This is a genomic window from Pigmentiphaga humi (assembly GCF_900606115.1).
Classification (GTDB): Bacteria; Pseudomonadota; Gammaproteobacteria; order Burkholderiales; family Burkholderiaceae_B; genus Pigmentiphaga; species Pigmentiphaga humi.
Genome location: NZ_UWPJ01000008.1, coordinates 43,732 through 65,222 on the forward strand (window position 1 = coordinate 43,732; position 21,491 = coordinate 65,222).

A 21,491-nucleotide genomic window follows, 5' to 3' on the forward strand; every position below is an offset into this window, starting at 1 on the left:
ATCGTCCGTGGAAGCCCTGCCGTGGATCGCCTGACCCAACTCTCCCTGCTGGTGCACATCGCGGACTGCGGCAGCCTGCGCGGGGCTGCCGCAGCGCTGCAGATATCCCATGCCGCGGCCAACAGAAACCTGCAGGCGCTCGAATCCCGCCTGCAGACCCGGCTGCTCGACAGGACGGGCCGCCGGATATCGCTGACCGGCATGGGCCTGGAATTTTCCGAACGCGCACGCGCGATCCTGTCGGACATCGATCTGGCCGAAGAAGCCACCCACGCGCTATCGGTGCAGCCCAGGGGACGGCTGCGCGTCAGCGCCACGCACTCGTTCTCGACGCGCCACATCGCGCCGCTGCTGCGCGAATACGCCAAGCAATGCCCGGAGGTCGTGGTTCACATCGAAGTGGACAATGGCTACACCGATCTCATCGACAAGAACATCGACGTCGCCATCCGGACGCGCGACATCGAACCCAACTCCAGCATCACGATGAGGCGCCTGGCGGAAACCGACCGGGTCCTGGCCGCCACGCCGCGCTACCTCGCCAGGCACGGAACGCCCGGATCGGTGGCCGACCTGCTCCAGCACCGCATCCTGACCTATACGCACTCGTCCAGTCCGGGCGAACTGCATTTCACCCGCGCCGGACAGGTCGAGACGGTCGCGCCGAAGAACCTGCTGAAGGCCAGCGACAGCCAGATACTGCGCACCGCGGCGCTCGGGCACATGGGCATCGTCGTGCAGCCGACCTACGTCCTCTACGACGAACTCGCCGCGGGCCGGCTGGTTCCCGTGCTCCAGGAGTGGTCGCTGTCGCCGCTTGCGATCAACCTGGCGTTTCCCAGCCGAAAGTACCGGTCGGGCAAGGTTCGCGGCTTCGTCGACTGCATCACCGCTCATTTCGAGCGCATGCAGTACGAGCGCCGCTGGAACCGTTTCTCGGCCGACCCCTCCCACGGCGTCTAGTTCTCCTTGCCCTGGTACGGACCCAGGACGGACACCGCGTGCTTCGAAAACTCACCGTTCACGTGGCTGCGGATATCGGCTCGTTCCTTCATCACGCCCCACTCCATCCATTCGTCCTGGTAGCGTTCCAGCGAGGCGACGTTGATGCGGCCGTCGGGATCGATGCCGCTGAACTTCATGCCCTGGCAGTCCGCCGACATCGACGGCACGTACTTCGCCACCGCCCGGCAGGCCTCCTTGAGATCCGCTTTCCCCTCGACCATGCGCTGGATGTCGCGCTGCGCCTTGAGGTGGGCGACCATGAAGCGCTTGGCCGCTTCCGTCTTGGCGAAGTCCGGCGAATACATCATGATGTTCAGGGCATCCCCCGTCGAAGTGGCCGACAGGTCTCCGTCCTTGATCGGAATCGCCGTTTTCAGCTTCTCCGCCACCAGCTGCAGGTAAGGCGTGTACATCATCGCGGCGTCGATGGCCTTCTTCTCGAAAGCGGCGATCATCTGGTTGAACGGCATCTCGACCCAGGTGACCTCCTCCCTGCCCAGTCCGCCCAGCTTCAGCGCGCGCATGGAGAAATTGAGCGAGGCCGACTGCAGGCTGATGACCGCGATGCGGCGGCCCTTCAGGTCTGCCATCGTCTTGACCGCACCGCTGTCCATCAGGTCCCGCCTGACCAGCAGCGCGCCGTTGCCGTCCGTCGCGGGCGGCAGCAGGCTGGCCTTTTCGGCCACGATCTGGATCGGCAGGCCGCGCCGGAAAGCGTTGTACAGGCCCGGCGTGATCCCCCCCCGTCCCGACGTCGATCTTGTTGTTGGCGACCAGGCCGATCGCGTCGGCGGCGCTGGTCATCCGCTCCAGGTTCAACTCGAGCCCCTGTTCGGCGAAATAGCCTTTCTCGATTCCCAGGAATATTCCCGCGTCGGCGGTAATGTACAAGAGCGAAACGGTCACTTTCGTCGGCGCGGCCGCCTGCTGCGCAGCCGCGCCGACGCCGTACAAAGCGAGCATACAGCCGGCCAGCAGCCGGCATCCCAATCGGAACATGTTCAACACTTTCGTTCTCCCCATGCCAGGGTTCGTGGATCGGAACAGGATCATGCGCGGACCGCGCCTCAGCCGGGCACGCTGGGCGGATGGAAGTTCATTCTTTCCATGGGAAAGACGTCCTCGATGTCCGAGCTGTCCCATTCCAGGTCGATCGGGGCGGATACCTCCATGAACATCTGCGCCAGGCGATAAAGCCGCAGCGCATCCGGCGGCAGCGCGCCCGGGTCGTTGGGAAAGGTATTCAGGTACTGGATGATCGGCTCCACGTGGGGCAGCACTTCGCCATGGAAGCGCCGCGAGACCTCGATATCGGTGGCGACGCGCTTGTGGGCGCGTGCCTTCTCGGACGGCAGGGCCCATTCGTCGACCAGATGTTCGAGGCCGGCGAACCGGGGAGGAAGCAGGGACTGGCTCATGATGCGGTTCTCCTTGTCGGCGGGCCTACTGGCCGCGCAACATGTTTTCGGTAACGGCGAAGTGGTGCTTCAGCGCGGTTTCCTGGCGCGAGAGGATGACGTGGGGCATTCCTCCCGACACGAGGCCTTGCTGCTGCGCCTCGAGCGTGTTGAGATCCTCGCGCAGTACGTCGCGCCCCCGCGCCCTGAAATACGCCTGGCCCAGGCGTTCTCCCAGGTTCTTGGTCTTGTAGTTGTAGAGACTGTTGTAGATGCGCGTGCGGCTGCCGTCGATGGGCCAGAAGGTCAGCTCGACCCGGTAATGGTTGCCGCACAGGACGACCATGTTCGGGAACAGCGCGATGTTGTCGAACGCCCAGTACTCGTACCTGCTCGGGTTCACGCCGGCGGGCAGCATCGAGAAATCGAAGTCGAACGCGGGCAGGAGCTTGCGGCCGTACTTGATGGCCAGCCCTTCGACCGGCAGGATTTCATGGTCCGGATTGCCGGGCGCCGAGAAGCGGTGGTGGCGCCGGGTCAGCTCCATGTGGGGCCGGTGGCGCTGCGGGTTGATCTTGCCGCCCTGGTAGTCGCGCGCCGTGTTCTTGTGGATGTACATCGTGTGATAGCCCTCGGTGAACGAATTCACCGCCAGGTGCCAGTTGCAGTTCAGGTCGAAGCTGTAGCTGGCGACTTTCTCGTGCAGGTCCCAATAGCCCTGGTAGCGGTCGAAGAACTCGGGGCCGAGCCAGTCCTGCAGCGACTCCCGCGGGGTCTCGTCGAAGTTCACGAAGATCAGGTTTTCCCAGACCTCCGACGTCACGCGGCTCAATCCATAGTCGGCTTTCTCCAGGCCGTCGAACTGGTTGTGGTCGGTCACGACCTTCAGCGCGCCGTCCGACGAAAAGGACCAGCCGTGGAAGCCGCACATGAAGCTGCGCTTCTTGCCGGCGCCGGAACGGACCAGCTTGTTGCCCCGGTGGCGGCACGCATTGTGGAAGACGCGCACTTGCCCGTCGTCGCCGCGGACCACCAGGAGAGAAGCGTTGAAAGTGGGAACGTCATAAACGAAGTAGCTGCCGGGCTCCGGCAGGTCGTCGGTATGCCCGATGGGCAGCCAGGCGCGGCGAAAGATCGCCTCGCGCTCGACCGCGTAGTGTTCGGGCGTCAGCATCTTCGCGACGTCCACGCGCGCATCGAGCGATTGCGCCACGCCGACGAACTTGGTTTGCACTCGGGCCGGCGACTCCGCCTGGGCCAGGGAGGTATCGGTACTCATGGTCTGTGTCCACGTAGGATTGCGAAAGAGCCGTCGAGGTCAGTTGCCCCGCACGGCCGGCGAAAGGTGCTGCGAGAGAAATTCGGCGATGTCCCGGACGCAGGCCTGCGCCTGATCGACCATCCGGCTATAGCCCAGGAAGACATGTGACATGCCCGGGTACTCCTTGAAAACGACGGTGCGGCCGTGGTCGAGCAGCCATTGCTGCCACGCCCGGGACGCATCGCGGAATACGTCGTATTGCGCGGCGGCGATGAACATCGGCGGGAACCGGCTCGGATCGGCGGCAAAGCAGTCGAAACGGGGATCCGCGCGCATGGCGGCATCGGGCACGTACTCGTCCAGGTTCACGAGCACGGCGGCGCGGCTGGGGTAGAGCGCCCCGTCTCCGTAGATGCGCATCGACTCCGTGGTCGTCCGGTCGCCATAGGTGCCGACGACCAGCGCCCCCGCGCGCAAGTACCCGCAGGCCTCGCCTCCCAACTGGATCGCGGCGCCCAGCGAGACGTTGGCGCCCGCGGACGAGCCGCCGAATGCCAGCCGCTGCCCGTCGATGCCCCATTGTTCGGCATGGCGGGAGAGCCATTCGAACAAGGCGGCGGTTTCCTCTATCGCACAGGGAAAGCGGTATTCCGGAACGTGGACGTAATCGGCGCTGATGACGATGCCGCCCCACGCCTCGGCAATTTCCCGCATCTGCCTGTCGTTGGCGTGCTGGTTGCCCAGCTTGTAGCCGCCGCCGTGGAGGTAGACGTACGCGGGGCGCAGCGGCGCACTCCCTTCGGGCACGTACACGACGATGGGAATCTGCCTGAACGGCCCCGGCACCGAGGCCTCGATGACGCGCGCCATGCGCGGTCCGCCGCGGTTCCACCATTTGCGCAGTTCGGCTGCCCGCTCTCTGATGGCGGCGATATCCCGGGAAGGCGGGCCGAGTTCCGCCTGCATCTCGTCCGTGAGCCGCTGGGCCGCGGCCAGTTGGGGGTCGAGATCTATGCTTGGTTTCGAATTCATCGTAGTCATGTGCATTGGCGAAATTGGAGGGATCTCAGACCCGGTGCGTCCTGCGCCACGGCATCAATAGGCGGCCTGTTGCCCGCAGCAGGACGGTCGACAGGTAGCCGAGGATGCTGATGGCGAGGATGGCGACGTACATGGGGCCGACGTCGAACAACTGCCAGCTCGACCAGATGATGCTTCCCAGGCCCGTCTTCGCGCCGACGAACTCGGCGGCGATCAGGACGATGAAGGCGATGCCCGAGGCGATCTCCAGGGCGACGAACAGATGCGGCAGCGAGGCCGGCAGCGCGATCGTCAGGACGATCTGCATGAAGCTCGCCTGGCTGTCGCGGCCGACGTCGTAGATGACGGGGCGGATGGAGGCAATGCCGGCCGTCAGGTTCAGCGAGACGATGTAGAAGACCGCGATGGCCAGCAGCAGCACGATGGGCGCGTCGCCCAGCCCGACGATCAGGACCAGGAGGGGATAGATCGCGAGCTTGGGAATGGGATAGGTCACGATGAGCCACGGCTCGATCAGCGACCGGAACCAGCCGGACAGGCCCACGCATACGCCGACGAGACATCCGGCGACCGCGCCCAGACAGAAGCCGATGACCAGCCGGATCATGCTGTCGGCGACGGCGGCGGCCAGCGATCCGTCCGTCAGCATCTGCTCGGCGGTGCCGACCAGCGTGGACGGCGGAGGAAAGAAGCGCACGTCCAGGATGCCCAGCCGCGCGAGCAGTTCCCAGATGGCGAGCAGCAGGAAGGGCGAGGCCAGGCGCAGCAGTTTCTGCATGCGCTGCGTCGCGTCGTCGCGCGCCTTGCCTTCGCCACGCTTGAGCGTTCTGGCGGGGTGGGCGTCGGCCGGCGTCGGTTCGTTCCGGGCGCTGCGTCCGGCGGGCATGGCGAGATTCGTGGATGAGGGGGCGTGCATGGTCGTCGCGTCTCTTCGTTCAGGCGGTGGCATGGATGTCGGTCTGAAGCAGGTCCCAGAGCTGTTGATAGATCTCGGCGTACCGGGGATCGCTTCTCAAGGCGACGACATTGCGCGGCCGCGGCAGGTCCACGGGAATCACCGCCCGCACGCGCCCGGGACGGGCGCTGAGAACGACGATGCGGTCGGACAGGGTGATCGACTCGTCCAGGTTGTGCGTCACGAAAACCACCGTGCGGCGATGCTCGCTCCACAGCTTGAGCAGTTCCTCCTGCAATACCAGCCGGGTCTGCTCGTCCAGCGCGCCGAAGGGTTCGTCCATCAGGAGAATCTCCGGCTCGTTGGCGAACGCCCGCGCAACGCTCACGCGCTGCCGCATTCCGCCCGACAACTGGTTGGGATAGCTGCCGCGGAACGCCGTCAGGCCGACCTTGCCGATGAAATAATCGACGAGCGCCTTGCGGCGTTCGGCTGGCACGCCGCGGATCCGCGAGCCGTAGCCGACGTTCTGTTCGGCGGTCAGCCAGGGGAAGAGCGACTCTTCCTGGAAGACCGTGGAGGTGGCCAATCCGCTCGCCTTGGGATCGCGGCTGATCTGCACACAGCCGGCGTCCGCCTGCTCGAATCCGCCGATGATGCGCAGCAAGGTGGTCTTGCCACAGCCGCTGGCGCCGATCACGGAAACGAATTCGCCGTCCTCGATGCTCAGGCTGACGTCGTCGAGCGCCTGCATCGTGCGGCCACGGCCCAGTTGGTAAACCTTGGATAGTCTCTGAATGTCGATCTTGTGCATGCCTCACTCTCGATCGCGCCGGATTGTCCGGCGCAATGGGCAGCGCCTCGGGATGAGGGGCCGCGACTGGCGCGGCGCTCGCTTGTCTCAGTCTTTTCTTTCGGCGATGGGGCTCGCCGGTTTGTAAGGCGGACTGTAGAGAGAGGGGGTAGGCGGTGTAAATGGACGAAAGTGGAATTCACCATTCCTGTAATCGGAATGGCGGACGGCGCGGAATCGGGAATTGGCCCGATTGACCCATGCGCGAGGCGCTCGATATTCTCTTCCTTACCGCGACCTACCGCCGCGCAAGCCCGCGCGCCTGGCGTCGCGCTCGCGTGGTTGCACAAGGAGGCCCGGCACGTGGACCGCTTGACCGAAATGGCATTGTTCGTAGGGGTCGCGGAGGCCGGCAGCCTGAACCGGGCAGCCGGCAAGCTGGGCTTGTCCAACGCGGCGGCGAGCCGCTACCTGTCCGCGCTGGAAGAGCGGCTGGGCGCCCGGCTGGTGGAACGCAACACCCGGCGCCTGTACCTGACCGAACCGGGGCAGGAATTCCTTCGGCGCAGCAAGCAGATCCTGGCCGACCTCCAGGAAGCCGAATCGACGGTGAACGCCGCCGTGGCCGAGCCCAGCGGCATGCTGCAGCTCGCCGCGCCGCTTTTCTTCTGCGTCCACCACATCGCGCCGCTGCTGCCCGCCTATGCGCTGCGCTGCCCGGCCGTTTCCGTGCAGGTACAGGCGGTCCCGGACACCGCCGCGATCGATGGCGACGTCGACGTCGCCATTCGCATGCGCGCCTCCGACCCCGGCCAGGGCGTGGAATTCCAGCGGCTTGCCGAGACCCGCCAGGTGCTCGCGGCGTCGCCCAGGTATCTGAAACGCGCGGGCATGCCCCGCAGGCCCGCGGATCTCGCCGCCCACGCGCTGCTGATCCACACCTGTCCGGAGCCCGAGGACGAATTGCATTTCACGCGCCGCGGCGAGAAAACCGCCGTGCCGGTCAAAGGAGGGGTGGAATCCAACGACGTGCAGGTATTGCGCACCGCGGCCCTCGACGGCCTCGGCATCGCGATACTGCCGGCATATGTGCTCTACGACGATCTCGTCGGCGGGCAGCTGCGGCCCGTCCTCGATGCCTGGGACCTGCCCCGGACGACGATCGATCTCGTCTATCCCTCCCGCAAGCACCGGCTGGAAAAAGTGCGGACCTTCGTCGACTTCATGGCGGCGCGCTTCGCCCGCACTCCCTACGAACGCCGGTGGACCCGGCGCTTCAAGGAATAAGGCGAAGCGGGCACGCCTTCCCTGCCATCGCTCGGCGACGCGGGCCGATGCGGGGCAAGCGCCTTCGCCGAGACAGTGCAACAGCGATCAACAGATCCCGCACGGACAGCATATCTCCCCGGCTTCGGCCTGCCTAGAATACTCGGGGCCCAAAGACTTCCACGCCTTATGGCGGGTTGCCGGAACGGATCGGGCGCTGTTCAGAATCCCCGACAAAGCACACATCATGGAGACCTCGATGACCCTGAACCATTGCGTTCGGATGCTCGGTATCGCACTTTCCCTGGGCACGGCCCAATCGGCGCTTGCGCAGGCCTATCCGAGCAAGCCGATCAAGTTCATCACCGCATCGACCGGCAGCCCCCAGGACGTGGTCGGCCGCATCTTCGCGCAGAAAATTACCGAAACCACCTCGCATCCGGTGGTGGTCGAAAGCCGGGCCGGCGCGGGAGCGCTGATCTCCATCCAGGCGACGGCCAAGTCCCCGGCCGACGGCTACAGCGTCCTGATCAGTTCCACCGCCTTTGCCGTCACTCCCTACCTCTACAAGGATCCGGGCTATGACTCGGAGAAAGACCTGATCCCCGTCGCGCTGCTGGCCACGGCGCCGAACATACTGGTCACCAGTCCAACCAGTGGCGTCCGGTCTCTCAAGGACGCAGTCGGGCGCGCGCGCCAGGGCAAGGAACTGCACTACGGATCCCCCGGCTACGGCACCACGCCGCAGATGTCGGCCGACTATCTGTTCAAGGTCCTCGCCAAGGTCGACGTGATGCACGTGCCATACAAGGGCATCCCTGCGACCATGCAGGCCACCATGGCCAACGAGGTCGAACTGTCCGCGACCGCGCTGCCGCCGGCCGTGCCGCTGATCAAGTCGGGACGCCTGGTCGGCCTGGCCGTCACGAGTACCCAACGCAGCGCAGCGCTTCCCGACGTGCCCACCATTGGCGAAGCGGGTTTCAGCGACTTCGAAGACGAGTCCTGGGTCGGGGCATGGGTTCCCGCCGGCACGCCCGCTCCCGTCATCGCCAGGCTGCGCGGCGAGCTGATGGCGGCGGGCCGATCCGACGACGTGCGCGCCAAGCTCGCCAACATAGGATTCGAGGCCAGCACGATGCCGCCCGAGGCGTTCGCCGCCATGGTGAAGAAGGAAATGCAGAAGTGGGAGAAGGTCGTCCGGGAAACGGGCACCAAGATCGAGTAGGCAGCGAGCAGGGGCCTGGCGGCCGCAGGACCGCCAGGCCCGATGGCGCGATCAGATCGGCTGCGCCAGCGCCGCCAGCGACGTTTCCACCAGCGCCGCCTGCTGCTCGATAGGCGCTTTCGCCTGCTCCAGGCAGCCTATCCGCAACGAATTCTCGACGACCAGGCGACAACGTTCATAGCGCCGTTGCATGAAGCGATGCAGCGCTTGGGCAACGCTCTCCGCCTGGTCGAGCTCCTCGGCCAGCACCAGGGCATCCTCGACGGCCATGCCGGCGCCCGACGCCAGTTGCGGCGTGGTGGGATGCGCCGCATCGCCGATCAATACCACCCGGCCGGCATGCCAGGGGGCCGGCAGCAGGAAGCCTTCCAACGGCCGGCGGACGATGCGCGACACCTCGTCCAGCTGCCCGCGGATCTCCTCCAGGACGCCGCCGTACCCTTGCATCAGCGCCGCCAATCCACGGTGGAGATCGCATTCTTCGATGCGGTTCGGTTCGGCGAGCGGCTCGAGCAGAAACATGTACATCTCGCTGTCGGAAACCGGATTCAAGCCGAGCTTGACCGGCCCGCCGAGGAAAAAATGCCGGCGGTCGATGCCGGGCGCGCGCGGAACGACCAGGCGCCAGGCACACTGCCCGGTAAACACGGGCCTGGGCGCGCCGGGGAAGATCAGGGTCCGGATCCGCGAAAAAATGCCGTCCGCGCCGATCACGAGATCGTATCGGCCGGAGGTGCCGTCCGAAAAACGGACGGCCACGCCCCCGCCGTCCTGCTCCAGGCCGTCCACCGTGACGCCCAGGCTGACGCGCGCGCCGCTTTCCAGCGTCCGGCGCGATAGCACCGCATGCAGCGCCGGACGCATCACTCCGCCGCTGCCGGGCAGGTCGCCATCTCCCACCACTGGCGTCGGCACCACTTTCAGGGGCGTGCCGAGCATGTCGCAGATCTGTATGCCATGCCCGGTATAGGCCTGCGCCGCGATCTCGTCCAGGATCCCCAATTCGCGGAACGCGCGCAGGGTCGGGCCGGTAATGGTGATGCCCGCGCCGTAGACGCGCCAATCGGGGTCCAGATCGACAAGCCGTACGTCGATGCCCCGCCGCCGCAGGCAGATGGCCGCCGACATGCCTCCGATGCCGCCCCCGACCACGAGCGCATGTTTGATCCTGCTCATTTTTCCTCTTCCATGATTGGCTCGGCGGATATGCCGCAAGCGGCGATTACGCAAGAGCCCCCTGCGCCCGTCAACGCCGCAGGCGCGTCTTCCGACTCCCGCACAAGCTTCGGCGCAAGCCCAGCCAAGTTCCGCCACCGGCCGCATCCCGGCTCCGCCGCCGGCTGCGCGCATGCGCGGTCAAGTTCCAACGCATGCCCGGCCAAGCCGGCGCGCGCAACGCCTGCGAACATACCGGCATCGACACATGCCGCCTGGCGCGCTTCCCGAACGAATCTGGAGAGACGACCGTGACACAGCAGTTCCCCACCCCTTCCGGCGGCTCCGACGTTGCCGGCCGCCCCAAGACCCTGGCCGAGGCCAAGGCCTGGATGGCCAGCCGCTGGAAAGCCAGGACGCACCCGATGAATGCTTTGCCGCTCGATGCGGGCGCGGCATGGATAGACGGCGTTCCGGGCCTCGACGGCGAAGCCTGGGGCACATACTGGGGCAATCTGGGCGATACGCTGAAAGCCGATGCAAGGCGTGCTCACGCAGCGGGCGAGACCAATCGCGCGGCGGATCTCTACCAGCGTGCCAGCGGCGCCTATTTCATGGGCCGCTTTCCGTGCCCCAACCATCCGGCCAAAGCCTATTGCGCCACCGGCGAACGCGAGACCTATCTAGCGGCCTCCGCATACTGGGATATCCCCATGGAACGCGTCGTCGTGCCTTTCCAGGGCCGCGTCGGCGAAGGCGGCGAGATACCCGTGCTATTGCGCCGTCCGCGCGGCATCGCCCGTCCCCGCGTCGTCCTCATGTGGGGCGGCGTGGATGCCTGCAAGGAACAGATGACGGCCGCCAGCGACGCGCTGCTGGCCAAGGGCCTCGCCACCGTGGCCATGGACAATGCGGGCACCGGCGAATCCCCGGTGCGGGGCGTGGTCGATGCCGAACGGCCGTTCATCGCCGTGCTGGACTGGCTGCGCGGCCGCCCCGACCTCGACGGCGAACGCCCGGCGTGCCTGGGCCGCTCCTTCGGCGGCTACTGGGCGACCAAGCTTGCCCACCTGCTGCCGGACCGGCTGGCCGGCGCCGTCAATTGGGGCGGCGGCGCGCACTTCATGTTCCAGCCGGAATGGATACTCGCCTCGCGCTATCCCGACAGCTACCTGATGGAACTGGTCGAGACGCGCCAGCGCATGCTGGGCGTAGCCACCGACGAGGAATATGCCGCTGCCTTCCAGCGCCTGTCGCTGCTCGACCAGGGGCTGCTGGACGGCCCCTGCGCGCCGCTGCTGCTGGTCAACGGCAAGGACGACCGGCAATGCCCGGTCGGCGACATCCACCTGCTGGTGGAACACGGCGATCCCAAGTCCGTCCGGCTCTTCCCCGGCGGCCACATGGGACTGACGCCGCAGACCCTGCCCACCATCGTCGACTGGCTCGCCAGGCAATTGCAGGGAGCCCGCTGATGGCCAGCAACTGGCGGCAGCTCATGCCTACGACTGACGCGTACTGGATGAACCGCATCCTGTTCGACATCCACCATCGCGACGATCATCTACATCGCTACAGGCGTGATCCGGATGCCTACATGGCCCCGACTCCCCTGGAGCCGTCGCTCAAACACGCCATCCGGGACAACGACATCGGCGCCATGTACCTGGCCGGGGTCAACCCTTACCTGCTGAGGGCGCACTGCCTGGGCCTGCATATACCGGAATCGGTATTCCTCCAGTCCCTGCGCTGCGCCGGCGGCGAAGGAGGCAACTGACATGGCCCGCATCGTCAGCGTGCATGCCGTCAGCCACACGCCCGTCATGCTCAATTTTCCCGGCGCCATCCCGGATGCGGATCGCGAGGCGATCTTCGCTGCCTTCCTGTCGGTCGGACATGCCATCCGCGAAGCGGCCCCGGAAGCCCTCGTGGTCGTTTCCGACGATCATCTGCACAATTTCTTCCTCGACAACCTGCCCGCCTTCTGCATAGGCGCGGCCCCGTCCTATCCCACGCCGGTGGAGCACTGGCTGAAAGTCGACCGCCAGGTGCTGGCCGGCCACGCCGATCTCGGCGCGCACCTCATCGGCGAAGCGATGCAGTCGGGTTTCGACCCCGCCTTGTCGATGGACCTGACCCTCGACCACGGCATCATCGCGCCGCTGCACCTGGCCGGCGTCGCCGGCGGGATTCCGGTCGTGCCGGTGCTGGTCAACTGCGTCCAGCCGCCGCTGCCGACCATGCTGCGGGCGCACGAATGGGGCCGGATGCTGGGCGGCGCGATCCGCCGCTTCGAAGGGGTCGAACGCGTATCGATACTGGCCACCGGCGGCCTGAGCCACGATATCGCCACGCCGCGGATGGGCCTGCTGAACGAGGCCTTCGACCGGGAGTTCCTCGCCCGCCTGGCCGGCGGCGATGCCGAGGCGCTCGTCCGGTACGCCGCGGAGCACGTCCACGAGGCCGGCAACGGCGCGGAAGAAATCCGCACCTGGCTGATCGCACACGGCGCTGCCGGCGGCGCGCCGTTCCAGACCCTCTATTACAAAGCCGTGGCCGACTGGTATACGGGCATAGGGTTGGGTAGCTGGAAGACTGGCTGCGCACGCTGATGGCGCCCGCTCTGCGGGCAAAGTCCGATTGACTTGCCTGTCTGCAAGCCGGGAAACTCTCCGCAGACAGGCTCGGTTCGACCGATCCGCGCCGGAGACTGATATTCCATGATGACCATCCGACAATTCACCATCGACGGCAAGAAGCAGGATGCGGGTTCCGCGCGTTTCCGCAAGGAAATGCAGGAGGCTTTCGCGGTCGGCCTGTCCGTGCAGGGCAACGAAGAACACCCGTTCAGCACCCAGGTCAAAGGCTACAGCGGCGAACGCCTGCGCTTCGCCGCGCTGCGGTTCTCTCCCCACACCACCTGTTCGCCGCGGGCGACAGGAATGCGCTCGCGCCTGCTCGTGTCGCTGCACCGCGAAGGCGTGGCGCTGGTGCACCAGGAAGGCCGCGAAACCCGCATCGAACCCGACGACCTGTTCATCATCGATCCGTCACGGCCGTTCTTCATCGAAGCCGGCAACGTTCTCGCCCATTCGCTCTACATCGAACACAGCGCGCTGCGGGCCATCATGCCCGAGATCGAACTCCATACCGCGCGGCAGGTCCGGACCACGTATGGCGCAGGCGCGGTGCTGCGCCATACCATCGACCAGCTCCTGGCCCAGACCGACCGGCTGTCCGACCTCGAGGCCGACCGGCTCGCCGACGCCCTGCCCTTCCTGGTCGCCGCCAGCCTGGCGGGTTCCGGTCCCGACACGCCTTCCTCCCCCTCGCGCCTGAGGGCGCTGCACAAACAGCGCATCATGGGCTACGTGAAAGACAACCTGCGCAACCACGAGATCAACGCAGCCCATATCGCCGCCGCCGTCAACCTATCGACCCGGTACATCTACGAACTGTTCGAAGACGAGGACGTCCCGCTGATGAAGTGGATCTGGCAGACCCGGCTGGAACGCTGCCGCGCCGATCTGGCCAGCGGGGCGATGCGATCGAGATCGATAGGAGAAATCGCCTTCTACTGGGGCTTCAACGACATCGCCCATTTCAGCCGGGCGTTCCGGCAGCGCTACGGAGCCTCGCCGCGCGCGTTCAGGAAGTCGGCCCTGCCGCAGGGCGCGGCGCACTGAGCCAGGGACGCTCGCTACTTCCACGGCCGCCGCGTTTCCCCCAGCCTGGCGAACGCGCTCCCGGCCTGCTCTTCCAGTTCGCGCAGCCGCGCCGCGATCCAGCCCAGCGCGAACCAGGCCTGGGGATAGGCCTCGGTCAGCGTGGCATAGTGGGCGCGCGCCATGACCAGGTCGTTCATTTCCCCGAGAACGTCCTGCAGCGCGGCGAGCGCCTTGCGGTAACGCCGGATGCGGCGCGCGGAGTAGAGCGTCCCCGCCAGCGCGAGGCCGTAGCGCAGGCGCTTGGCCAGCTTGCGCAGCGTGTGGCGCCGCTCGTCGTCCAGGCCGGCAAAGCGGGCGCCGTCGCGCACCAGCCGCTTGTGCCAGCCGTCCAGGCGCGGCGTGACCGCGCCGGCCAGCCTGCGGGCCTCGCCTTGCGGCGGCGCCTCGGCCGGCTCTTGCGCCGTGGCGGACGGGCTCGGCGCGTCGCGCAGGCCCAGGTTCCAGGCCAGCAGCTGCAAGAGCCAGGTCTGGAACTCGGCGCCGGCGGCCAGCCCGGCCGCATCCCGCTGTTCACGCGCCGGACCGGGCAAGGGCGGCATGCCCGCGGCCAGGAGCGACGGCAGCACGGTTTCGCCGATGACGTCCTGGTCGCGGATCCGGCCGAATTCGCCGAAGTATTCCCGCGCAGCCTGCCTCAGTCCGGCGGGCGGCAGTTCCGCGCGCCCTTCCAGCAGCAGCCAGAGCGACCGCAGCCGGCGCATGCCCACGCGCAGCTGGTGCAGCGGCTCGGATCCGTCCGGCCGTTCGCCGTCGGGCATGTCGGCCGCGGCCAGCAGCGCGGCGTTGCGGGCGATCTGCTCGAAACAGTCGTCGGTGACGGCCTGCTTCGCCTGGGTCACGCCGACACGGTGCGGCAGCTTGACGTTGGCGGCGTTTCGCGCGCTCCAGAAGCGCGCGATCTCGGCACGCCGCGCGGCCTGCTGCTGTTCGGGCGCGGCACGGCCGATGCGCAGCGCCGCCTCGGCCAGGGCATCGCCGCGCTCTGCCTTGCTGCGCAAGTCGAGCACCAGCCCGTATTGGCGCAGCCAGCGGCTCGCAGCACTGAACACGGCGCGCGGCTGGCCGGACAGCAGTTCGAATTCCAGTTCGTGAATGGGCAGCGTCAGCTCGCCTGCGCGGATCTCCCCTTCGTCATGGGCGATCTCCACGCTTCCCCAGCGTGTCCGTATCGATGCGCGGCGGCGCCAGACGTCGGTTTCATAGCGAACCGCCAGCTCGTCCTGGACGTCCTGCAGCACCGCTTCGGCGGGCGTGCCGGCATAGACGGACAGATCGAGGGTGCGGCGGGGACACGGATGATTGAGCTCGATCCGCGTCATGGCGTTGGCGCCCGCCATCTTGAAAGTCTGCACCCACTTGCGCCCCTCCAGCCGCAGCCTGATTGCCGCCTTCTGGCGCGCCAGCTGGCGGTCGGGGGTGTCGAAATACATGGCCCGCAGATGTACCCGGCTGTCTCCCCCCGCACGGACCAGCGCCTGGACGAGCTCCTTGCGTAGCGACGCGGAGACGGCGAATTTCAGTTCTTGTTCCAGCATACCTGCGACCGAGTTGCGGCAAAGCCGCCATCGTACCTGCTCGACCGCGCTGGATTATTACAAGTCACCTAACCGTCATCGGTGCGCGCCGCGGCCTCAGAACCGGGTGTTGCGCGTGACGGACCACCTGGCCGAGAGCGCGCCCAGCAGCGCCACGCCCACGACGAAGGCTGCGAGCCATTCCCACTGCGGCAGGCGCAGCGCGAATTCGGTCCCGTAGCTGCGGGCCAGGTCCGCCAGGGCGGCGTTGAGCGGGTCGAGCACGACCGCCACCAGCCCGATCGCCGCCAGCGCGGCGGCGGCGCAGCTGACCGCGCCCAGGTAAAGAAAGGGCCGCCGCACGAAGGATTCGGTCGCGCCCACCAGGCGGGCCACGCCGATTTCCTCGCGCTGGGCGAGCGCCTGCATGCGCACGGTGTTGAACACCGCGGCCAGCACCGCCACGGCCACCACCACCGCCAGGAACAGCAGCGCCGCGCGGGCGAAGCGCAGGATCGCTTCCAGGCGCTGCACCCAGGCGCTGTCCACTTGCACCAGATCGACCTTGGTCCAGGTCTTCCAGATGGCGGCGAGCTTCTCCGAACGCTTGGCGAGGTCTTCGCCCTTCAACGTCACGACGATGGCATCGGGCAGGGGGTTGTCGGGCAGGACGGCGAGCGCCTGCGCATAGGCGGGATTGGCCTTGAGATCGGCCAGCGCGCGGTCGCGGCGGACGGTGCGCAGGTCTTCGATCTCGCCGGCGTGGTCGCGCCGGATCCGGTCGGCGACCGCATCGGTCTCGGCCGAGGTGGCGTCCACCTTCATGAAGACGGTCATTTCCGGGTCGGCGGCCAGGTGGCTGGCCACGGGCCGCAGCGACATCAGCGCCGCCGCGCCCAGCAGCGGGATGGCCAGCGCCAGCGTGATGACCAGAATGTTGGCCAGCGACGAGAAGGGCTGGGCGAACAGGCGGCGCAGCGTGACGCCGAATGCGTAGCGGTGCTGGCGGATCAGCGGGTTCATTGCACGGCCTCCCCGGCCAGGCGCGGCGTGCGCTTGCCGCCGTCGGTGACCTTGCCGGCGTTGACGAACAGCACCCGCGTCGCATAATCGGCAATCAGGCTTTCGTCGTGCGTGGCCAGGATGGTGGTGACGCCGACGCGGTTGAACGCGCGGAAGACCTCGACGATGCGGCGGGCGCTGTCGCGGTCGAGGTTGGCGGTGGGCTCGTCGGCGATGAGCAGGCCCGGCCGGTTGACGATGGCGCGCGCGATCGCCAGGCGCTGCTGGTCGCCGCCCGACAGCTCCTCGGGGCGCAGCGCTTCCTTGCCCGACAGGCCGACGCGCTCGATGGCGGCGCGCGCCCGGGTGGCGGCGGCCGAGCGCGAATGGCCGGTCACGATCAGCGGCAGCATGACGTTCTCGTAGGCGCTGCGGTCGTTGAGCAGGTGCACGTCCTGCAGGATGGTGCCGATCGCGCGCCGCAGATAGGGGCGGTAGCGCCCGGGCAGCCTGCCGACGTTCTTGCCGTTGACGAGCACCGTGCCACGGCTGGGCACGTCCAGGCCCGCGATCAGCTTCAGCAGCGTGGACTTGCCGGCGCCGGAAGGACCGGACACGAAGACGAACTCGCCCTGGGCAATGCCGAAGCTCACGTCGGCCAGCGTGTCGATGCCGCGGCCGTAAGTTTTATGTACGTGCTGGAATTCGATCATGAGGCGGAAATAGTAACCTGGGTGGCAGGCGTAGCGACAGGCGCGAGGTTTTCATGATATCGAACACATGCTACGGTACGTTTCCTTCCCTGGGCGCCGGGCGGCCGCAGGCCCGCACCGGCTCGTCCGCCACCGTCCGCCTGGAGTTATAGTCCAGGGCCCCGCGCTAGGAATCCGACATGAACGTTTTGAAACCCCTGCTCGCCGCCGCCCTGCTGCTGGCCGGCGCCCATGCCGCCCATGCCGGGCCGACGCTGGATGCGGTCAAGAAGAAGGGCTTCGTGCAATGCGGCGTGTCCACCGGCGTCGCGGGCTTCAGCAACCCCGACAGCAAGGGCAACTGGACCGGCCTGGACGTGGACCTGTGCAAGGCCGTGGCCGCAGCGCTGTTCGGCGATGCCTCCAAGGCCAGGCTGACGCCGCTCAACACCCAGCAGCGTTTCACCGCGCTGCAGTCGGGCGAGATCGACGTCCTGCCGCGCAATACCTCGATCACCCTGCAGCGCGACACCGCGCTCGGCCTGACCGGGGTGGGCGTGAACTTCTACGACGGCCAGGGCATCATGGTGGCCAAGAAAATCGGGGTCAAGAGCGCCAAGGAGCTCGACGGCGCGGCGATCTGCCTGCAGCCCGGCACCACCACCGAACTGAACCTGGCGGACTGGTTCCGCGCCGGCAAGCTGAGCTTCAAGCCTGTGGTGATCGACAAATTCGACGAACTGGTGCGCGCCTTCGCGGCCGGCCGCTGCGATGCCTATACCACCGACATCTCGGCGCTCAACGCGATCCGCACCACCAAGCTGCCGAACCCGGACGATTACGTGGTCCTGCCCGAGATGATCTCGAAAGAGCCGCTCGGCCCCATGGTGCGGCAAGGCGACGAGCAATGGGCGGCGATCGTCAAGTGGACGCTGAACGCCATGATCGAGGCCGAGGAGTACGGCATCACCTCCAAGAACGTCGACCAGATGCTCAAGAGCCCCAATCCCAACGTGCAGCGCATCCTGGGCGTGACGCCGGGCGCCGGCAAGAACCTGGGCGTCGACGAAAAGTGGGCCTACAACATCGTCAAGCAGGTGGGCAACTACGGCGAGAGCTTCGAGCGCAACCTCGGCCAGGGCAGCCCGCTGAAGATGCAGCGCGGCGCCAACGCATTGTGGACCAAAGGCGGCCTGATGTACGCACTGCCCATCCGCTGATGCGCGCATGGCCCGCCTGAGCTGGAGCAACCCCTCCGTCCGTTCCGCCGCCTACCAGGCCATGGCGGTCGCCGCCGTGGCGGCCGTCGCCTGGTTCCTGGTGTCCAACACCCTGGCCAACCTCGCGGCGCGCAACATCGCCTCGGGCTTCGGCTTTCTCGGCCGCGAGGCCGGCTTCGCCATCGGCGAAAGCCCCATCGCCTACGAACCGCAGGACACCTACGGCCGCGCGCTACTGGTCGGGCTGCTGAACACTTTGCGCGTGGCGGCGGTCGGCATCGTGCTGGCCACGGTGCTGGGCACGCTCATGGGGATCGCGCGGCTGTCGCGCAACTGGCCGGTGGCGCGGCTCGCCGCCGCCTATGTCGAGCTGATGCGCAACACGCCGCTGCTTCTGCAGCTGTTCCTCTGGTATGCGCTGATCACCGAAACCCTGCCGCCGGCGCGCCAGGCCATCCAGCTGCTGCCCGGCATATTCGTCTCCAACCGCGGCATCAAGCTCCCGCTGCCGGCCGACAGCCTCGGGTTCGACCTGGCCGGGCTCGGCCTGCTGCTGGCCGCGGCGCTCTCGCTGCTGCTCGCGCACCTGGCGCGCCGCAAGCGGCACAGCGGCGGCCAGGCGCGTCCGCTGGGCTGGACCAGCGCCGGCCTGCTCGTCGGCCTGCCGCTGGCCGGCTGGCTGGCAGGGGGCGCGCCCACCGCCTTCGACGTGCCGCGCCTGCAGGGTTTCGGCTTCGTCGGCGGCACCACGCTCACGCCGGAGTACACCGCGCTGCTGTTCGGACTGGTGATCTATACCGGCGCCTTCATCGCCGAAGTGGTGCGCGCCGGCATCCAGTCCGTGGACCGCGGCCAGTGGGAAGCAGCCGAGTCGCTCGGCCTGCCGCGGCGCGCCGTGCTGCGGCAGGTCGTGCTGCCGCAGGCCTTGCGCGTCATCATCCCGCCGCTGACCAGCCAGTATTTGAACCTGACCAAGAACAGTTCGCTGGCGGTGGCGATCGGCTACCCGGACATCGTCTCCATCGCCAACACCACCCTGAACCAGACCGGCCAGGCGATCGAAGGCGTGCTGATCATCATGGCCGTCTACCTGGCGATCAGCCTGACCATCTCCGTCCTGATCAACTTCTACAACCGCCGCATGGCGTTCGTGGAACGCCAATGAGCCCGGCGTCTCCGGTCGACAATACCCCCGAGCCAGGGCGCCGCGGATCCGGCTCCGCCGGTCCGCCAGCGCCGCCCCCTGGGCCCGGCGCCGGGCCGCCCCAAGGCGGGCCCAGGCCCCCTCGGGGGGCTGCCGCGCAGCGGCTGGGGGTTCATCATGCTGGGCGCGCGAAGCGCATAGGGGGGGTCCTGTTCTCGTCCCCTTTGAATATCGTGCTCACGCTGCTGGCGGCGTGGCTGCTGCTGATGGTGGTGCCGGCGCTGGTGGACTGGGGCGTGCTGCGGGCGACGTTCTCGGCGGAATCGGCGCAGGCCTGCCGCGATGCCGGCGGGGCCTGCTGGGCATTCATCGCCGAAAAGCACCGGCTCATCCTGTTCGGGCTCTATCCCTACGACGAGCAGTGGCGGCCGCTGGTGGCCAGCGTGCTGCTGATCGGCGCGGTGGTGGCGAGCTGCATGCGGCGCTTCTGGAACCGCTGGCTGGCGCTCGTCTGGGCAGTGGCGCTGACGGCGACCGGGGTGCTGATGTGGGGCGGCGTGCTGGGGCTCAGCTACGTGGAGAACGAGCGCTGGGGCGGCCTGCCGCTGACGCTGATCCTGGCCACTTTCGGCATGGGGCTGGCCTTCCCGCTCGGCGTGCTGCTGGCGCTGGGCCGGCGGTCGCGCCTGCCGGCCATCAAGGCGCTGTGCGTGGTCTACATCGAACTGGTGCGCGGGGTGCCGCTGATCAGCCTGCTGTTCATGTCCTCGGTCATGCTGCCGCTGTTCCTGCCCGAGGGATGGAGCATGGACAAGCTGCTGCGCGCGCAGATCGCCATCATCCTGTTCGCGGCCGCCTACCTGGCCGAACTGGTGCGCGGCGGCCTGCAGGCCATTCCCAAGGGACAATACGAAGGCGCGGACTCGCTCGGCCTGAGCTACTGGCAGCAAATGCGGCTGATCGTGCTGCCGCAGGCGCTCAAGATCATCATCGCGCCGCTGGTCAGCATGTTCATCCTGGTCTTCAAGGACACGTCGCTAGTCGTGATCATCGGCCTGTTCGACCTCACCCAATCGGCCAAGGCCTCGCTCGCGGACGCGGCGTGGCCGGGCTACTCGGTGGAGGCCTATCTCTTCATCGCCGCCATCTATTTCGTGTTCTGCTATGCGATGTCGCGCTACAGCCAGTCGCTGGAGCGGCAGCTGCGCACGGGGCGCGAACGATGAGCGCGCCCGCCCGGCCGCCCGAAGGGCTCGCGTCCTCCCTCGGGGAGGATGCCGCGCAGCGACGGGAGGATGCATCAATGCGCGCGGACGGCGCCGCTCCAAGGAAAGACATGTCCCCAGATCCCATCATCGAGATGCAGGACGTCGGCAAGTGGTTCGGCAGCTACCAGGCGCTGCGCGGCATCGACCTGCGCGTGGCGCGCGGCGAGCGCGTGGTCGTCTGCGGCCCGTCGGGCTCGGGCAAATCGACGCTGATCCGCTGCATCAACCGCCTGGAAGAACACCAGCAGGGCCGCATCGTCGTGGACGGCATCGAACTGACCGCCGACCTCAAGAACATCGAGGCCATCCGCCGCGAGGTCGGCATGGTGTTCCAGCATTTCAACCTGTTCCCCCACCTGACGGTGCTGGAGAACCTGACGCTGGGGCCGATCTGGGTGCTCAAGCAGCCGCCGGCCGAGGCGCAGGCCACCGCCATGCGTTTCCTCGAACGCGTGCGCATACCCGACCAGGCCCACAAATACCCCGGCCAGCTTTCCGGCGGCCAGCAGCAGCGCGTGGCCATCGCCCGCTCGCTGTGCATGTCGCCCAAGATCATCCTGTTCGACGAGCCCACCTCCGCGCTGGATCCGGAAATGGTCAAGGAAGTGCTCGACGTCATGACGACGCTGGCCGATACCGGCATCACCATGCTGTGCGTCACGCATGAAATGGGCTTTGCGCGCCAGGTGGCGAACCGCGTGATCTTCATGGACCAGGGGCAGATCGTCGAACAGGCCGCCCCGGAAGAATTCTTTTCGCACCCCCGCCACGAGCGCACGCGGCTGTTCCTGAGCCAGATCCTGCACTGAGGCAGCGGGGCGCGCAGGCTGCGGGCGTGAATTGTTACGGTTGAGAAAGGTCGCGGGCGGTCCCACCGCCAGC

General features: G+C 67.3%; 21 protein-coding genes and 1 pseudogene. 11 read left to right on the forward strand and 11 right to left on the reverse strand.

The window, feature by feature from the left end; translation table 11 throughout:
- Nucleotides 1-21 precede the first annotated feature (21 nt).
- Nucleotides 22-963, forward strand: coding sequence for a LysR family transcriptional regulator (locus PIGHUM_RS03895; RefSeq protein WP_124077944.1), 942 nt, complete (start codon nt 22-24; stop codon nt 961-963).
- On the opposite strand, the gene PIGHUM_RS03900 is transcribed toward PIGHUM_RS03895, so the two are convergent.
- The 7 genes and pseudogenes from PIGHUM_RS03900 to PIGHUM_RS03925 all read right to left on the reverse strand — a co-directional run bounded on the left by PIGHUM_RS03900 (nt 960) and on the right by PIGHUM_RS03925 (nt 6,413).
- Nucleotides 960-1,691 (reverse strand): ABC transporter substrate-binding protein, encoded by a 732-nt coding sequence (locus PIGHUM_RS03900; RefSeq protein WP_124077945.1) that lies wholly within the window; start codon nt 1,689-1,691, stop codon nt 960-962. The two genes, PIGHUM_RS03895 and PIGHUM_RS03900, sit on opposite strands and share 4 nt — an antisense overlap.
- A 70-nt stretch (nt 1,692-1,761) precedes the next feature.
- Nucleotides 1,762-2,148, reverse strand: a pseudogene (locus PIGHUM_RS24400) (ABC transporter substrate-binding protein); the annotation flags it as partial.
- Entirely contained in the window at nt 2,073-2,423 is a 351-nt protein-coding gene (locus PIGHUM_RS24125) for a hypothetical protein (RefSeq protein ID WP_246012892.1), read from the reverse strand. The gene PIGHUM_RS24125 and the pseudogene PIGHUM_RS24400, both read right to left, overlap by 76 nt.
- A gap of 25 nt (nt 2,424-2,448) precedes the next feature.
- Nucleotides 2,449-3,681, reverse strand: a complete 1,233-nt coding sequence (locus PIGHUM_RS03910) for an aromatic ring-hydroxylating oxygenase subunit alpha (protein ID WP_124077946.1) — start codon at nt 3,679-3,681, stop codon at nt 2,449-2,451.
- Nucleotides 3,682-3,720: 39 nt separating this feature from the next.
- On the reverse strand, nt 3,721-4,695 hold the full coding sequence (locus PIGHUM_RS03915; protein ID WP_160142147.1) for an alpha/beta hydrolase fold domain-containing protein: 975 nt from the start codon (nt 4,693-4,695) through the stop codon (nt 3,721-3,723).
- Nucleotides 4,696-4,729: 34 nt separating this feature from the next.
- Nucleotides 4,730-5,620: an ABC transporter permease gene (locus PIGHUM_RS03920; protein WP_160142148.1), complete on the reverse strand. Its 891-nt coding sequence runs from the start codon at nt 5,618-5,620 to the stop codon at nt 4,730-4,732.
- 19 nt (nt 5,621-5,639) lie between these two features.
- Nucleotides 5,640-6,413, reverse strand: coding sequence for an ABC transporter ATP-binding protein (locus PIGHUM_RS03925; protein WP_124077949.1), 774 nt, complete (start codon nt 6,411-6,413; stop codon nt 5,640-5,642).
- A 342-nt stretch (nt 6,414-6,755) separates the two neighbouring features.
- On the opposite strand from PIGHUM_RS03925, the gene PIGHUM_RS03930 reads away from it, so the two are divergent.
- Together PIGHUM_RS03930 and PIGHUM_RS03935 are read left to right on the forward strand one after the other, a co-directional pair.
- On the forward strand, nt 6,756-7,679 hold the full coding sequence (locus PIGHUM_RS03930; RefSeq protein ID WP_124077950.1) for a LysR family transcriptional regulator: 924 nt from the start codon (nt 6,756-6,758) through the stop codon (nt 7,677-7,679).
- A 238-nt stretch (nt 7,680-7,917) separates the two neighbouring features.
- Nucleotides 7,918-8,886 (forward strand): Bug family tripartite tricarboxylate transporter substrate binding protein, encoded by a 969-nt coding sequence (locus PIGHUM_RS03935; RefSeq protein ID WP_160142149.1) that lies wholly within the window; start codon nt 7,918-7,920, stop codon nt 8,884-8,886.
- A gap of 51 nt (nt 8,887-8,937) precedes the next feature.
- On the opposite strand, the gene PIGHUM_RS03940 is transcribed toward PIGHUM_RS03935, so the two are convergent.
- Nucleotides 8,938-10,062 (reverse strand): FAD-dependent oxidoreductase, encoded by a 1,125-nt coding sequence (locus tag PIGHUM_RS03940; protein WP_124077952.1) that lies wholly within the window; start codon nt 10,060-10,062, stop codon nt 8,938-8,940.
- A 194-nt stretch (nt 10,063-10,256) separates the two neighbouring features.
- On the opposite strand from PIGHUM_RS03940, the gene PIGHUM_RS03945 reads away from it, so the two are divergent.
- The 4 genes from PIGHUM_RS03945 (at nt 10,257) to PIGHUM_RS03960 (ending at nt 13,727) form a co-directional block, all read left to right on the forward strand.
- Nucleotides 10,257-11,516: an alpha/beta hydrolase family protein gene (locus PIGHUM_RS03945; RefSeq protein WP_222929210.1), complete on the forward strand. Its 1,260-nt coding sequence runs from the start codon at nt 10,257-10,259 to the stop codon at nt 11,514-11,516.
- 23 nt (nt 11,517-11,539) lie between these two features.
- Nucleotides 11,540-11,818 (forward strand): subunit of meta cleavage enzyme, encoded by a 279-nt coding sequence (locus PIGHUM_RS03950; RefSeq protein WP_246012893.1) that lies wholly within the window; start codon nt 11,540-11,542, stop codon nt 11,816-11,818.
- Nucleotide 11,819: 1 nt separating this feature from the next.
- Entirely contained in the window at nt 11,820-12,653 is an 834-nt protein-coding gene (locus PIGHUM_RS03955) for a DODA-type extradiol aromatic ring-opening family dioxygenase (protein WP_124077954.1), read from the forward strand.
- A 108-nt stretch (nt 12,654-12,761) separates the two neighbouring features.
- Nucleotides 12,762-13,727 carry a helix-turn-helix domain-containing protein gene (locus tag PIGHUM_RS03960; protein ID WP_124077955.1) on the forward strand — a complete coding sequence of 322 codons (966 nt, stop codon included), beginning with the start codon at nt 12,762-12,764 and terminating at the stop codon, nt 13,725-13,727.
- A gap of 14 nt (nt 13,728-13,741) precedes the next feature.
- Here the strand turns inward: PIGHUM_RS03960 and PIGHUM_RS03965 are convergent, their stop codons facing one another.
- The 3 genes from PIGHUM_RS03965 to PIGHUM_RS03975 all read right to left on the reverse strand — a co-directional run bounded on the left by PIGHUM_RS03965 (nt 13,742) and on the right by PIGHUM_RS03975 (nt 16,998).
- Nucleotides 13,742-15,304 carry a CYTH and CHAD domain-containing protein gene (locus PIGHUM_RS03965; RefSeq protein ID WP_124077956.1) on the reverse strand — a complete coding sequence of 521 codons (1,563 nt, stop codon included), beginning with the start codon at nt 15,302-15,304 and terminating at the stop codon, nt 13,742-13,744.
- A gap of 96 nt (nt 15,305-15,400) precedes the next feature.
- On the reverse strand, nt 15,401-16,306 hold the full coding sequence (locus PIGHUM_RS03970) for a cell division protein FtsX (RefSeq protein WP_124077957.1): 906 nt from the start codon (nt 16,304-16,306) through the stop codon (nt 15,401-15,403).
- Complete coding sequence (locus PIGHUM_RS03975; protein ID WP_124077958.1) at nt 16,303-16,998, reverse strand: cell division ATP-binding protein FtsE; 696 nt, start codon at nt 16,996-16,998, stop codon at nt 16,303-16,305. The genes PIGHUM_RS03970 and PIGHUM_RS03975 overlap by 4 nt, the downstream gene beginning before the upstream one ends.
- 179 nt (nt 16,999-17,177) lie before the next feature.
- Here PIGHUM_RS03975 and PIGHUM_RS03980 point away from each other — a divergent pair, with 179 nt between their 5' ends.
- The 4 genes from PIGHUM_RS03980 (at nt 17,178) to PIGHUM_RS03995 (ending at nt 21,418) form a co-directional block, all read left to right on the forward strand.
- On the forward strand, nt 17,178-18,197 hold the full coding sequence (locus tag PIGHUM_RS03980) for an amino acid ABC transporter substrate-binding protein (protein ID WP_124077959.1): 1,020 nt from the start codon (nt 17,178-17,180) through the stop codon (nt 18,195-18,197).
- Between the two features lie 7 nt (nt 18,198-18,204).
- A complete protein-coding gene (locus PIGHUM_RS03985) occupies nt 18,205-19,362 on the forward strand; it encodes an amino acid ABC transporter permease (protein WP_124077960.1) in 1,158 nt (385 codons plus the stop codon).
- Nucleotides 19,363-19,505: 143 nt separating this feature from the next.
- A complete protein-coding gene (locus PIGHUM_RS03990) occupies nt 19,506-20,567 on the forward strand; it encodes an amino acid ABC transporter permease (RefSeq protein WP_425466672.1) in 1,062 nt (353 codons plus the stop codon).
- A 110-nt stretch (nt 20,568-20,677) separates the two neighbouring features.
- Nucleotides 20,678-21,418: an amino acid ABC transporter ATP-binding protein gene (locus PIGHUM_RS03995; RefSeq protein ID WP_124077962.1), complete on the forward strand. Its 741-nt coding sequence runs from the start codon at nt 20,678-20,680 to the stop codon at nt 21,416-21,418.
- Nucleotides 21,419-21,491: the final 73 nt, after the last annotated feature.